Consider the following 14879-nt stretch of genomic DNA (forward strand, 5'->3'; position numbering starts at 1 on the left):
ATCAACATTTAATGAGAAAACTTTTTGACAAGTTAGGGTTAAGCTTAAGCATTCAAAAAGTCGCTCAAGTGTATGAACAGCTGAGCGACTATGGGGCTATGGCTGGGTAAAAGTGTCTACAGTATTGTAAAAGAAAGCGAGCACGATTTTCGATAGAACCACCGTATTCATCTGCACGTTGATTACTATTTTTTGCTAAAAACTGATCAGGTAAATAACCATTAGCAGCATGAACTTCAATCATATCAAATCCAGCTTCCAACGCATTTTTTGCTGCATTGACATAATCAGACTGGATTACTTTTATTTCCTCAACAGTTAAGGCTTTAGGTAGATCAGCACTTATGCGCGTCAATTGACCATTTATGAGATTGTAGCTTCGCGCACCTTCTGCTTTAATTGCGGACGGTGCGACTGGCGCCTGCTTTCCAGGTTGTAATTCACGGTTAGAAATACGACCGACATGCCAAAGCTGTAAAGCTATTCTTCCTCCCGCCTGATGCACAGCTTCCGTCACAGTTTTCCAGCCTTGCACTTGTTCATCATTATAAATTCCTGGTGTACACGCGTACCCCTTGCCTTGTGGGGATATTTGACTCGCCTCAGTAATAATTAAGCCAGATGATGCCCGCTGACGATAGTACTCAACCATCAACGAATTCGGAACATCACCTGGTTGTGAGGCTCTCGAACGCGTTAAAGGTGCCATTATGACTCGGTTAGGTAAAGTAATATCAGATAACTGAAACGGTGTTAGTAAGCTACTTTTTGTCATCATGCACTTCCTTTGAAAACCATTTAGTAGACCAGTCGTCTATAATGCATTTAAAAAAATGAGACCATTAAGAGTTAATTAACAGCCTCATTGAGGTCACACATTCAATTAAATTCTATTTAATCCTAACAATAACTTTGGATTAGGTTTCTTTTTTAAGCACCCAATCTGAAGTCAGCAATAACTCCGTCATCATCATTGCCGTTTTTATTGCTGAGTCATCATGTCGTACTTTAGTCATCAGACTTGCACCCATCCACTGTTGATATAGTACAACTGATGTAAGTCTTGCATCTAAGTTTGCTGGCAAAGAACCATCACTTATTCCAAGAAGTACACATTCTTCTATTCGACTAATGATCGCATCAATACCAGACTTCAGCATTAATCGCATATCATCAGATAAGTCAGATACTTCTGCAGAAAGCTTTACAGCCAAACATTGCTTATCGCAACATTCATCCGTTTGTTTTTCAAACCAGTGCTGCCAATACGACATCAATTTATCCTTGCCACTTTTTGCAGGTAAATTGAACAGTTCATCGAGAACTTGCTCATAATGGCTGAAATAACGTCGGAGTAACTCAACACCAAATAACTCTTTGGATTTAAAATAATGGTAAAAAGACCCCTTTGGCACCTTTGCCTGTGCTAATATCTGGGCTAACCCCACAGCTGAAAACCCTTTACTGAGAATCAACTGCTCACCTGCACTCAGGATGGTTTCTCGGGTATCTTGATGCTCACTACGATTCATGATGATAATACTAGCAGCTAATTAGACCGGTCGTCTAGTGAATTGTTTGTGGGTTATTATAACAATATCAAGCATGTTTATTGAATTTAGCTATATCATCGCGGCAGCACAGCCTGAATCGTTGAATTTAACTACTCCCACAGCGCAGGGTATAAGGGTATAAGGGTATAAGGGTATATAAGGCTAAAATACCATCATAAGCGCTCACAATCGGAGAGTTAGACGATAGCCGTCGTAAAGATGTTAGAAACACTATCAGTCAAACTTAAAGCCAGAAACAATATTTTCTATGCTTGTACTCCTTGTATGCACCGAATTGGCATTTTCAGCAACACGTTCAGCACTGGAAACTAAATCAGACGCAGAGTTATCCACAGAATCTATACGAGAATTAATATCCCCAGCCGTTGACGCTTGAACATTGGCGGCTTCAGATACTTTTTGAAATGCCTCAGCCACTTGGTTTGTCGCTTCAGTGACTTTTTGTAGTGCTTCTCCAGTACTGCGTGTTCTTTCTTCGCTATTTGCCGCCTCGCGTGACGACTCTTCCATCACCTTAACAGCCTCTTCAGCCACTTGCTGTAAGTTCAATATTGAATTACTGATTTCATTGGTAGCCTCTTGCGTACGTGTGGCTAGTGTACGTACTTCATCCGCAACAACAGCAAACCCCCTTCCCTGCTCACCCGCTCTTGCCGCTTCGATTGCGGCATTTAATGCCAGTAAATTAGTCTGCTCAGCGACCGCTTTAATGACATCAATGACATTACTTATATTATTTGCACTCTCAGCTAATTTTGTAATTTGCTGTGCCGCATCATTAATTTGCTCTGCTAATTGATGACTGGAATCAGCAGTTTTTATCGACTGTTGCGAACTCTCTTGGGCTGAGTTGTACACCTCCTGAATATGTAAAGAGGCCTCTTCAGAAAGCTCAAGCATGGATTGAGCAGAGTCAGTACTATTTCGAACAAGCTCAACAATATGACTGATCTGTTGTTTTTGATCATTACCAGATTGCTGATTCGTTTTTGATTCACTATCAAGTTCCTGAGCAGTCTGATTAAGTGCACTTGCTTCTTGTGCCAGCACTTTTACTTTTTGTCGAAGTAAATTCATAGCACGACCCGTCGCATTTATGGCTTCGGATAACTCATCTTGCCCTTTTGTCTCAAGGTGAATATTTAAGTGGCCTGACTCAAGTGACTGTGCCGCATAAAGTAAACTATTTATCGCCAAGCGAGTATTAATTTGATAACAAACCAATAAATATAATGCTGATAACATCGTCAGCGAAAAAACAGCAACAACAAGATTCCGTTTATGTATAGTTTCACTTAAGTGTTTTTTTGCCCCTTCAATAAATAGATTTTCAATAAAGTGATAAAAATCCATTTGGGCACTTATCGTTGTACTCCCTTTTTCAAAAAATTGTTCAGCGGATACTGATAACGTTTGTGAACCCAGTAAATCACGCTTACTTGTTGAAACCAGGTCATTAACTGTTTGAGTAAGCTTCTTGGCATAAGGTGCTACTCGACTACGATAATCTGCAGAATAATCATTTAATGCTGTAATTTGAGTTTCAACTTTAGCCTGCACTTCTTCAACTATTTCGGTTAATCTAGTCACTTCAATAAATAATTCAGGGGTAAATTGCCCCTGTGCTGCAACCAAGCTGCCTTTACCACGAAGTTTTCCCGTTGTTTCTGACAATAAAGGTAACTGATAAACAAACATATCCATTGTTAAGAACGTATTCAGTTTGGGATCTAGAATTAGCCCACTGTTAGTCGCAATAGTGTCAACAATAATTGATATACGATTGATCCATTCTGTATGCAATGAAAATGCAGTATTGACTGGAACACCTGTTGATAACTTATCAGTCAATGACTGCCAATCATCTGCCAAAGCATGAATTGACTTTACTACATCTGTAAAACCCATTTGTTTTGCAGTGTTAGTTGCTTTGCTTAATGCTTGTTCTAGTTTTGACCGAATTTCTGGGAGATCGTTATAAGCAGACTGACTTCCACCTAACCACGCGGCTGTTTTACCTCGATGTTGAGCTGCTAGAATTCGAAGCGGATGCACGACAGCTATCAGCTGCTGACCAGCTAGCTCATTTTCCCAAACATGAATATCCTGATTATGCGTTGTCACAATTTGCCATAACGCATACACAATAGGCAAAAGCAGTAAGCTTAAAATGAGAATAAATTTTTGTGTCAAACGCAAGTTACCAACTAGCTTCCGTCCAAAATACCAAAAATTAATCATGGGAGGCATCCTTGTCAGTCTGGTATTTAGGCTTTTATCACTACTCATGTCCACTTACCGTGCACATTTGAAGCACACCCCTCTCTAGAGCTACATAACCAGAACATTAACAATCAATTTATCATGCACTTTAACTTGTTGTACTTTCGTTTCATAATAGCATAGCGTTACAACTCTTTTGCTAATCATTTCCATGCATACAGATGTTTAAAATTTATATCCATAGTAATGTATATTAAGCTCAGCGCATGAAGCTATTTATTAGTCTTAAGCATACGGAACAATTGAATTAATATGACAATAAAATGTCTTATCAGGACACCTTGTTTGTTAATTGCTGTAATAACCCTTAATACATTATTTCTCAATTAATTTTCTCTTACCTGTTAGTCCATGATTACAACATTAGCCATTAATAATTACCGCTCTATTCTACAAATCACGACTCCACTTGGCGCTTTAAATGTAATTACAGGGCCTAATGGCAGTGGAAAGTCAAACCTGTACAGGGCATTACGTTTATTAGCAGAAACAGCGCAAGGAGGGGTCATTAATTCTCTGGCCGCAGAAGGTGGTCTTGATTCCACTTTTTGGGCTGGGCCTGCCAATATCACCCCTCAAATGCGTAAAGGAGAAGTACCTATCCAAGGTACTGTTCGTAAGGAAGCTGTCCGTCTGCGCTTGGGGTTTTCCACCGATATTTTAAGTTACTCTATATCACTAGGGCTTCCCAAACCTTCCAATTCATTTTTCTCTCTCGACCCTGAAATTAAGCGTGAGTGTATCTGGGCTGGCCCCACCTATCGCCCTGCTAGTTTACTGGTTGATAGACAAGGAGCCGTTGTTAAAGTACGTCCACGTAACAAGTGGGAAATTGCTACTCAAACACTCAGTCTCTTCAACAGCATGTTTGATGAAATTATCGACCCCAGCTCAATGCCAGAACTTTATTCCATGCGAGAGTCTATAAGAAGCTGGCGATTTTATGACCATTTTCGGACTGATAAAAACTCACCCATACGCCAGCCTCAGCTTGGTACACGAACCCCTGTGCTACACCATGATGGCCGAGACTTGGCTGCAGCACTGCAGACTATTCGTGAAATTGGAGATCATATTGCTTTAGATGAAGCTGTCAGTGATGCTTTTCCTGGAGCACGACTCAGTATAATTCAACATCATGATGGCCGTTTCTCATTGCAGTTCTCTCAAGAAGGCCTACTCCGACCTTTGTCTGGCGCAGAACTATCTGATGGCACATTACGGTACATTCTTTGGATTGCCGCTCTACTTACCCCTCGCCCCCCCTTACTGATGGTATTAAATGAACCTGAAACCAGTTTACATCCTGATTTACTACCCGCATTGGCTCGATTAATTCTTAAAGCCTCCAGTAAAACACAGGTTTGGGTAGTTACACATTCTAATCGATTAATTGCGGCATTAAGTGAACATCCTGACTGTAACCAAATTGCTTTGGAAAAACAGCTTGGTCAAACTGAAATAGTAGGTCAACATTGGTTGTCAGTACCCACTTGGCATTGGCCTGATAAGCGAGGGTAATATGCTTCATGCCAAACTATTGCTTTTCTATTTTTTCAGGAAAATCAAAAAAATTATGCTTTTTTCTTAATTCTTTTATTTTATTTTCTTTTTTTAAAAGACTATATCCCTCCTCAAATTCGTTATACATAGTCATACAGGACTTTAGTTTTTTAGGGAAGCCTAAATGCATCGTTAAGGTTGCAATATCGACATTTCGCTTCAAGTCACTCCAAACCACTTCGGGATGATTACGGTGTAAAAAATATTTTAACACACGCTCATCAGCCGCGATTAAATCAACTCTTCCCCCTAAAAATATTGTTAGATTTTTTTCGGTATTGACTTCTTCATGTTTCGCAATAAAAGGAGCATTGTTAAACTCACTCGAATAATAATAACCTCTGACAACACTCACTTTATAATTCAGTAAATCTTTAATTGTATTTCCATTAATACTTTTTGATTTTATACTAAACAATGCTTGCTTGGAAAATGTAATGGGCGAGGAAAACTTAAAGTATGCTTCTCGTTCAGACACGTAATAAATACCAACGACACCATCATATAGCCCCATCTTAGCTCGCTCAAACGCACGATTCCATGATGTATAAAGGATATGCACTTTCTTACCCACTCGTGCATATGACTCATAAATAACTTCTGCCATAAAACCTTCATCAACCATGGCATGTCCATAGTAGGGTGGCCATGATTCTGTAGCAAAAATATAGTCAAACTTAGATTTATCAACAGTGCCTAATTCAGGCTTATCAACAGCACATAATATAGGTGCATAAATACTTATAACAGTCATCATCAATAACTGTATAAATACTCTAAATCCTTTTTTTAGCCTTTGCTTAAAAATGTGCGCTGTCATAAAGCACTATTCACTCATTATTAAATATCTCTTTTCTAGTGAAAGAATAGACTATGCAAGAATGGTTAAAAGAATCCTGCTACAAACACATTTTTTTAACATTTATCGTCCATTTTACAGGTAGCAAAGCCCATAAAAAACTCTTATAATCCGCTCCTTTTTTGCCTGATCTCACCAGTTACCTGCCAGAGATGGTCAAGTCTCCTTTGGGATAAGTTGCAAGTGGTGTTAGAGGCAAGTCGTCTTTTTAAAGGTTAACTATATTCACAGCAAAGGGTATATAGTTGCCTTTAAAGGTTTATTTATCACTATCAGGGTTATTATGCTGTTTTACTCAAAAAAACATGACTGGCTTGGCAATATTAGAGCAGATGTGCTTGCGGGATTAGTGGTTGCGCTAGCACTTATTCCAGAAGCGATTGCTTTTTCGATCATTGCGGGTGTTGACCCTAAAGTGGGTCTTTACGCCTCATTCAGCATCGCGGTTGTCACCGCCTTTGTCGGTGGACGCCCAGGTATGATTTCTGCGGCAACCGGGGCAATGGCATTATTGATGGTCACCTTGGTAAAAGAGCATGGTCTACAGTACCTACTCGCCGCTACGTTATTAACCGGAGCACTACAAATTATTGCTGGATACTTAAAGCTTGGTGAACTGATGCGCTTTGTATCTCAGTCTGTTGTCACAGGGTTTGTTAATGCTTTAGCCATTTTAATTTTTATGGCACAACTTCCCGAACTGACCAATGTCACTTGGCACGTTTATGCAGTGACTGCAGGTGGCCTGGCCATTATTTACTTATTTCCATTACTGAATAAAACGATTCCTTCGCCTCTGGTATGCATACTGACCTTAACAGCACTTTCCCTATGGTTAGGACTCGATATTCGAACTGTAGGTGATATGGGTGAACTACCAGATACCCTACCTCTGTTCTTATGGCCTGATGTCCCCTTCAATCTTGAAACCCTTTCAATTATCTTTCCTTATTCTGCAGCCTTAGCTGTTGTTGGCTTACTTGAATCACTCATGACAGCTACGATTGTCGATGATTTAACGGACACCCCTAGTGACAAAAATCGCGAATGTAAAGGCCAGGGTCTTGCGAACATTGTAACAGGCTGTATTGGTGGCATGGCAGGCTGTGCCATGATTGGTCAATCCGTTATAAACGTAAAATCAGGAGGTAGAGGCCGCTTATCAACCTTGGTGGCGGGTGTAATGCTGCTTATCTTAGTTGTTTTCTTTAGTCAGTGGGTTGCCCAAATACCCATGGCCGCATTGGTTGCTGTTATGATCATGGTATCTATTGGTACCTTTAGTTGGCGTTCCATTCGCAATCTCAAACATTACCCTCTCTCAACCAATATCGTTATGTTAGCCACTGTTATTGTGGTGGTATGGACGCATAATTTAGCTTATGGCGTGTTAGCCGGTGTATTATTGGCCTCGCTTTTCTTTGCCAACAAAGTAAGCCACTTTATGTATATTGAATCCGAGCTGAATGAAGCCTCAGAAACAAGAACCTATCACGTAATAGGACAAGTCTTTTTTAGCTCAGCAGATAAATTTGTGGCCGCTTTTGACTTTAAAGAAGCACTTGATAAGGTAGTCATTGATTTACATCGAGCACACTTTTGGGACATCACCGCAGTCAATGCTTTGGATAAAATTGTTATTAAGTTTCGTCGTGAAGGTGCTGAAGTAGAACTAGTCGGCCTGAATGAAGCAAGTGCTACGATTGTAGACAGATTTGGGGTACACGATAAACCTGAAGAGATCGAAAAAGTACTTGGAGGCCACTAAAAAAATGAATACAACAATATCCAAGGTGCTTGCTTGTATTGATGGCTCTCGCTACAGCACAGCTGTGTGTGATTACTCTGTATGGGCCAGCCAACGCATTAATGCTCCTTTGAAACTTCTCCATAATATTGAGCACCACCAGATACCAGGCATGGTTGATTTGTCAGGTAGTATCGGCCTGGGGAGCCAAGAAAAGCTACTTGATGAACTTACAACGTTGGAGCAACAACGCAGTAAGTTGCTAGTTCAGCAAGGCAAAATTATGCTTGATGCAGCTAAATCAAGGGCTGAGCAAGCGGGTATTGAAGATATTATCGCTAAACAACGCCACGGCAGCCTGACAGAGTCTTTAATTGAGCTAGAAGATGAGATTCGAGTTTTAGTACTAGGCATTAGAGGAGAAGGCCATAAAGATGATGGAAAACACATTGGTGCTCACTTAGAAACAATCATTCGTTCATTACATAAACCAATACTTGTCGTAAATAAAGAGTTTACCGAACCCAAGCGCATCATGTTGGCTTATGATGGGAGCGAAGCCGCACAAAAAGCGCTGGATATGATCGCCAACAGGCCTTTATTTAAAGGGCTACCATGCCATGTCGTTTATGCCAATCCCAATCCAGAAAAGCACACCAGTGACTGTTTACCCAATGCAGCCCGTAAATTAGAAGAAGCGGGTATTGAAGTCATTACTACGTCACTAGAAGGAAAACCTGAAGACGTTATCTGCGCCTATCAAACAGAGCACCAAATAGACCTGACCGTTATGGGAGCCTTTGGTCATACGCGTATTAGAGAGCTATTACTGGGTAGCTTTACCGCCAAAATGTTAGCCGCCACTCAAAAACCTCTACTTTTACTTCGTTAAACCATCATGGTAAGCAAGGGGGCAAGATGCTGATTAACAGCGAATTATCCCTCTTGCTTACCATATTCTCACCTTCCTCCTTATAATCTTATCCTCAAAATCATCTACTCTTAGTCAAACAGCTTTTTTTGCTCTTAAATATGGATGTATGTCTCTCGCAAAATACATTAATCATACGCAAAAACGATACATAAATAGTTCACCAGTCCAAAGGATAAACATAGTTGGAAATGTTCTTGCTTACGATGATTAAAATGCTAACAAGACAACTAACTGTCTTTTTATTCGTCATACAAAGTTTTCAACTTTATGGAGCACAACAGCATTTTCTAGATGTTACAATCCTCACTGTTGGTACAGAACAAGGTAAAGCATATCGATATTTAGCCAGAGAATTTGAGCAACGTTATCCCTCTGTAAAAGTGCGCATTTTGCCTGAAAATGATGCAGCTTATAAAGCAAAGCTGATGACCTGGCTGACAGCGAAAGAAGGTCCTGATGTTATGTTCTGGCAAGGGGGGGAGCGACTTTTTAATCTAGTACGGCAAGATTTTATTTTGTCTATAGACGATGTATGGCAACAACAACAGTGGGAAAAAAACTTTTCTCAGGGTATCAAAAACCTGGTTAACGTCAATGGTAGCTATTATGCAGTCCCCATCAGTTACTATCATTGGGGAATTTACTATAACGAAGACGTTTTTAAAGACTATCAGTTATCCCCACCCAATAATTGGCAAGCACTCATAAAAGTATGCAACATATTATCTAAAGCAGGTAAAAAACCCATTATATTAGGCAACAAAGGTTTATGGCCAGCAATGGCCTGGTTTGATTACTTAAACCTAAGAATTAACGGAATAAATTTCCATAAGAGATTATTACAAGGAAAAGAATCTTTTTTACAACCAAAGGTAAAATCAGTTTTTACTTACTGGAAAGAGTTATTAGACCGTAATTGTCTCACCACAGATTACATTGCCGAGGAATGGTTTGATATTTTACCCGAAATAACACGAAAAAAAGCGGCCATGATACTCATTGGCCACTTTATTGTTTCCAGAGCAGACACACTAACCCAAAAACTAAAACTCTTTCGTTTCCCCATTATTAATCCTAAAATTCCTGTTTATGAAGAAGCACCAACTGACCTGTTTTTTATCCCCAAAAATACTAGAAACCTGGTTTACGCAAAACACTTTCTTGAAATGCTGGGTTCACCCAATGTTCAGCGTAATTTCAATCGTATCATGAAGAATATTCCACCTCATCTGGAATCACCTATCGAGCCAATGAGCCTCACTCAGCAAGGGAAAAAACAGCTTGATAATGCAGAAGGAATTACCCAATATTTTGATCGAGATTCTAAAAAAGAGTTTGTAGACCTGGTCTTACCAGCAATTAATAACTTCCTTGAGCATAGAGATATTAATCAAATTACTTCTGAGCTAGAAGATTTCAGGGTGAAAATCTTTTCAGCAAACTAGGGCCTGTTAACACTATTTGAATATCACTGTTATGAGTAAAAAAAGAAAACTACTTTTGAAGAATATTACGCCAGTCCTTGGCGTATACAATGCTATTAACTGTCTGACTCAGAATTCAAAACTTCATTTAATATACTGACAAACTCACTAATTTGAGCATGGGTATGACGTGCTGTGAGGGTAAACCGTAACCCTGTATGTCGTTTTGGTACGACAGGAAACATGGCAACATTACAGTAAAAACCCCGTTCCATTATTTTTCTTGAAAGTCTCACTCCATTATCAGGATCTCCGACCCCCACAAAAAATATAGGTGTTAACGGATCAGAATAAACGGGTAATCCATGTTGTTCTAACAACGCCTGACAATGTTGTATATTTGAGTTTAATCTATCTTGGAAAACGGCTAATTCATTCGACAAGTGCATATCTGCACATATAATACCGGCGCCCAATCCTGCATTGGAGATGGGTCCACCAAATACAATAGGTCCCCCCATCAGTCGAATTAACTTGCATGTTTTTTCATCTTGGCAAGTAAATACTGCACCTTCTGCTCCAAAGCCTTTTCTTAAGGAAGTTGCAACATATACCCTGGGATGGTTTTTCAGGCAACCAGATAAACTCCATCCTTCCCCTTTATCGCCAAAGCACGACATACCATGGGCATCATCAAAGTAAATATGTAGTTGTTCGTAGTTATTTAATAACTCCAGCAACTGATGGTTTGGTGCTCTATCACCAAACATACTATAAATACCATCTGCAAAATACCAAATCTTAGCGTAACTGTTTTTATGTTTATCCAACAAACTTGTTAGTTGATCCAACCGACTATGTAAAATATGTTTATTCTTTATTCCTTGTCCTGTAAGATACTCAATAACAAACTGCACACTTCGATGAACCTGCTGATCTGTAATTAATAAATCTTTTCTATTTATTAACAAAGGTAGTACAGCTATGTGTATTAAATGTGTACTTTGAGCCAGAACAACAGGTCGATTGAATATCTTAGTAAGCTTCTCTTCTAGTGACTGATATAATTCTGATGAAATATAGGCTCGTGAGCTTGATAAATGTAAGCCATGTCTATTAATAGCATTAATAGATGCTGCTTTCACTTTCGCTTCATGCTCTAACCCTAAATAGCCACAGTTTCCCATATTAACTAACGGTTTATTATCTTTATAAATGATTACACCTTCACCTTCTCCGTCATCTACTGTTAAGTAGCATATATCGGCACTGATTACTTTATCAGTATAGTTAAGTAAGCTATCTCGTAAGTTCTCGTTCATGACGCTATACCTTAGTCTGAATTGTCCGTTAATGGGCCCCTTATCCTTAAAATCATTTAACCAGTGAAAACCACATTATCCTTAGTCAAGGCTTTAATTACTTTAGCTAATACTTATTTAGCTTCAAATCGACTCTTAATATGATTAAAGTGTTAATACAAGGTATAAGCTTTCAATATTCTTTACACTTTAACTCTCAGCTTTTTATCTATGTCCTCAGTTACCTACAATTTTCCTTTAAAAATCAACACTGAATAACATACAAAAAAATATTTCTATTAAGACAAAAGCAACATATACACCATTTTTAATGACTGTCAGGTATTAATCCATAAATTGTAATAAATATGTCTTTTTTTAACAAAAATAAAAAGCGTTACTCGATGAACTCACTTATTTTTCACCAAAATAATGTGTTTACCTTTCACTGTAAGTATAAAAACACCTCTCTTAAGATCTCACCATATTCGATATATGAATATATTTATTGCCTTGCAATTATCCAGCAAATGTCATTATTACCGTAGTAATAGCTTATTTTTAGATAAACATATCGTGACAAGGATTCACATTTCCTGTATAAAATTACTTTGCATACAGTTAAATCATCCTAATGATAGTACTTACCATTAATACAGCCTTTACTGTGGGTATATATCAGATAACATAATTCATCTTTTATCCGCTCAGATATATAAGGATATATAATGAAACTAAATCAGGAGTGTTCTGCAGTTGTTACGGGAGCGTCACGCGGTATCGGTCGTCATATCGCTCATCAACTCGCAAGTCGCCAAGTAAAATTAGTTTTAGCCGCCAGAAATGAACAAGATTTAAATGATATAAAACGAGAGCTTTCCGTTTATAACAACAAGGTCTCAGTTGTTAAAACCGATGTGCTTAATAAAAGCGACTTACACAACTTATACGATAAAAGCATTGCCGCTTACGGCTCAATTGACATACTCGTTAATAATGCAGGCATTGAAGCTATACAAAACTATGATAGTTTATCTGGAAAACTCATTGAACAAATAATTTCCGTTAACTTAACAGCGCCTATGCTGTTAAGTCAGTTATTTTTAAACCATATGCAACAACAAAATTCTGGACACATTGTGAATATTGCTTCAGCAGCTGGAATGTTCCCTCCACCATTTTCAGAACCTTATGCCGCAAGTAAGGCAGGACTCATTGCATTCACACACTCACTACGAATGAGTTTAAAACAACAAAATTCTCGCGTCAGTTCATCGGCCATTACACCAGGTTTTGTTGATGGCGAAGGGATGTATGAAAATGGTAAATCGTTAGGTGGAGAAGCACCCTGGTATGTTGGCAGTATACCAATTCATAAAGTTGCTACGGCTGTCATTAATGCGATTGAAAAAGATATACCCGAACAGGTATTAGTGCCAGGTATGCCTAAAGTAGCTAAAACACTGCAACTTTTCTTTCCCAGAGGTTTTGAGACTATGAGTAAAAAACTTAACTTATTTAAAACATTAGTGGAAGTTGCTAAAACGCGTGAACAGGTCTCATAGCTCACATTAGAAATAGACTCCATAAACAAACGTGGCCAGCTTTAAAGCTGGCCACGTGTAAAGCCTGCTACTGCATTACCGTCTTTCTTTTATAAAAAGCAACTCGTTCAAATGCTGAGTCAACATCATGTATGGTCTTCTTGCTTAATGCTAATATATTAATTAGTTCATCTTTCAATGTTTCTACGAAATTTTCAATTTGTGTTGTTGTATGACGTGCTGTTAGTGTAAAACGTAATCCCGTATGCTTTTTAGATACGGCAGGAAATATAGCAATATTACAATAAAATCCACACACCATCATTCTTTGAACCAGTTTCACACCATCATCAGGATCGCCAACACCAATGAAAAATATAGGTGTTTCCGGGTCAGAGTATACTGGCAAATTATTTAGCTCTAATAGACTTTGACAGTATTTAATGTTTTCATTCAGCTTACTTTGAAAATACGCTAGCTGACCCGATAAGTGAATATCGGCAGATACATTGGCAGCACCCAATCCTCCATTTGAAATAGGTCCACCAAAAATAACAGGGCCGCCCATATGTCTAACAAGCTTACAAACGGCTTCATCCTGACAAGTAAACACCGCACCTTCTGCACCAAAACCCTTACGTAATGATGTCGCTACATATACTCGCGGGTGACCTTTCAAGCAACCAGATAGACTCCATCCTTCGCCTTTTTCTCCAAAACATGACATTCCATGTGCATCATCAAAATATATATGTAATTGTTCATTATCCTTCAGCAACTGTAATAATTGTTCATTAGGTGAACGATCACCAAACATGCTATAAATACCATCAGCAAGATACCATACCTTCTGATATTTATGTTTATGCTCATCAAGTAAAGCTGATAATTGGCCTAAATGGCTGTGTAAAATATATTCAGTTGTAACACCTCGACCACTTAAATACTCACCGATAACTTGCACACTTCTGTGCACTTGCTGATCAACAATTAATAAATCCTTTGTGTTTATAATAAGGGGAAGTACAGCTAAATGAATTAAGTGGGTTGACTGCGCTAAAACAACAGGACGACCAAAGATCTGTGTTAATTTTTCTTCTAGTGATTGGTATAGGTTTGAAGAGATGTACGCTCTTGAACTACTTAAATGTAAACCATGAGTATTAATTGCATTGATAGAACCTTCTTTAACAATCTGTTCATGCTCAAGCCCAAGATATCCACAGTTCCCCATGTTAATAAGCTGTCGCTCGTCTTTACGAATAATTGTTCCATCTCCACCACTGTCATCGACAGATAAATAACATATTTGTGCACTGATTACTTTATCTGCATAATCCAGTAAACTTTCTTTTAAAAGTTCATTCATAATATTTGCCTGCCATATAATAATTAAGCGTATGAATTAGTTTGATAAAGATTAAACCGTCAAAATGACAGTTTTGTTTTTATTTTTTTATATGCACAGTAATTTTTAATAGACATATGTATTATTGACTTTTAAAAAAAATTATGTGCACAGGTTGTCGGACAGGTAAACAATTACATAAAAATACGTATTTTATTATTGAGTGGATTATCAAGATAAAGGGAGAAGTATGTATGTATAAAAGAGAATACTTTTGCACTACTTAGTTATCAGTTGACGAC

Annotated in this window: 11 protein-coding genes; 5 read left to right on the forward strand and 6 right to left on the reverse strand. The window is 38.5% G+C overall.

Going from position 1 to position 14879, the window contains the following annotated elements; translation table 11 throughout:
- Window positions 1–88 precede the first annotated feature (88 nt).
- The 3 genes from ACQ96U_RS16650 to ACQ96U_RS16660 all read right to left on the reverse strand — a co-directional run bounded on the left by ACQ96U_RS16650 (window position 89) and on the right by ACQ96U_RS16660 (window position 3815).
- A complete protein-coding gene (locus ACQ96U_RS16650; protein ID WP_431722387.1) occupies window positions 89–778 on the reverse strand; it encodes a hypothetical protein in 690 nt (229 codons plus the stop codon).
- 139 nt (window positions 779–917) lie between these two features.
- On the reverse strand, window positions 918–1532 hold the full coding sequence (locus tag ACQ96U_RS16655; protein WP_431722388.1) for a TetR/AcrR family transcriptional regulator: 615 nt from the start codon (window positions 1530–1532) through the stop codon (window positions 918–920).
- 255 nt (window positions 1533–1787) lie between these two features.
- Window positions 1788–3815 carry a methyl-accepting chemotaxis protein gene (locus ACQ96U_RS16660; RefSeq protein WP_431722389.1) on the reverse strand — a complete coding sequence of 676 codons (2028 nt, stop codon included), beginning with the start codon at window positions 3813–3815 and terminating at the stop codon, window positions 1788–1790.
- A 393-nt stretch (window positions 3816–4208) separates the two neighbouring features.
- Here ACQ96U_RS16660 and ACQ96U_RS16665 point away from each other — a divergent pair, with 393 nt between their 5' ends.
- Window positions 4209–5378: an AAA family ATPase gene (locus ACQ96U_RS16665; protein WP_431722390.1), complete on the forward strand. Its 1170-nt coding sequence runs from the start codon at window positions 4209–4211 to the stop codon at window positions 5376–5378.
- Window positions 5379–5394: 16 nt separating this feature from the next.
- Here ACQ96U_RS16665 and ACQ96U_RS16670 read toward each other — a convergent pair whose 3' ends face one another.
- Complete coding sequence (locus tag ACQ96U_RS16670) at window positions 5395–6240, reverse strand: substrate-binding periplasmic protein (RefSeq protein WP_431722391.1); 846 nt, start codon at window positions 6238–6240, stop codon at window positions 5395–5397.
- 322 nt (window positions 6241–6562) lie between these two features.
- Between ACQ96U_RS16670 and ACQ96U_RS16675 the strand changes: the two genes are divergently transcribed.
- The 3 genes from ACQ96U_RS16675 (at window position 6563) to ACQ96U_RS16685 (ending at window position 10405) form a co-directional block, all read left to right on the forward strand.
- Window positions 6563–8047, forward strand: coding sequence for a SulP family inorganic anion transporter (locus ACQ96U_RS16675; protein ID WP_431722392.1), 1485 nt, complete (start codon window positions 6563–6565; stop codon window positions 8045–8047).
- Window positions 8048–8051: 4 nt separating this feature from the next.
- Entirely contained in the window at window positions 8052–8918 is an 867-nt protein-coding gene (locus ACQ96U_RS16680) for a universal stress protein (RefSeq protein WP_431722393.1), read from the forward strand.
- A 254-nt stretch (window positions 8919–9172) separates the two neighbouring features.
- Window positions 9173–10405 carry an ABC transporter substrate-binding protein gene (locus ACQ96U_RS16685; protein WP_431722394.1) on the forward strand — a complete coding sequence of 411 codons (1233 nt, stop codon included), beginning with the start codon at window positions 9173–9175 and terminating at the stop codon, window positions 10403–10405.
- Window positions 10406–10500: 95 nt separating this feature from the next.
- On the opposite strand, the gene ACQ96U_RS16690 is transcribed toward ACQ96U_RS16685, so the two are convergent.
- Entirely contained in the window at window positions 10501–11706 is a 1206-nt protein-coding gene (locus tag ACQ96U_RS16690) for an aminotransferase class I/II-fold pyridoxal phosphate-dependent enzyme (RefSeq protein ID WP_431722395.1), read from the reverse strand.
- A 707-nt stretch (window positions 11707–12413) separates the two neighbouring features.
- Here ACQ96U_RS16690 and ACQ96U_RS16695 point away from each other — a divergent pair.
- On the forward strand, window positions 12414–13250 hold the full coding sequence (locus ACQ96U_RS16695) for an SDR family NAD(P)-dependent oxidoreductase (RefSeq protein WP_431722396.1): 837 nt from the start codon (window positions 12414–12416) through the stop codon (window positions 13248–13250).
- 67 nt (window positions 13251–13317) lie between these two features.
- Here ACQ96U_RS16695 and ACQ96U_RS16700 read toward each other — a convergent pair whose 3' ends face one another.
- Window positions 13318–14598: an aminotransferase class I/II-fold pyridoxal phosphate-dependent enzyme gene (locus tag ACQ96U_RS16700; protein ID WP_431722397.1), complete on the reverse strand. Its 1281-nt coding sequence runs from the start codon at window positions 14596–14598 to the stop codon at window positions 13318–13320.
- Window positions 14599–14879 lie beyond the last annotated feature (281 nt).

Origin of the sequence: Zooshikella sp. RANM57 (assembly GCF_050749885.1) — a bacterium.
GTDB lineage: Bacteria > Pseudomonadota > Gammaproteobacteria > Pseudomonadales > Zooshikellaceae > Zooshikella.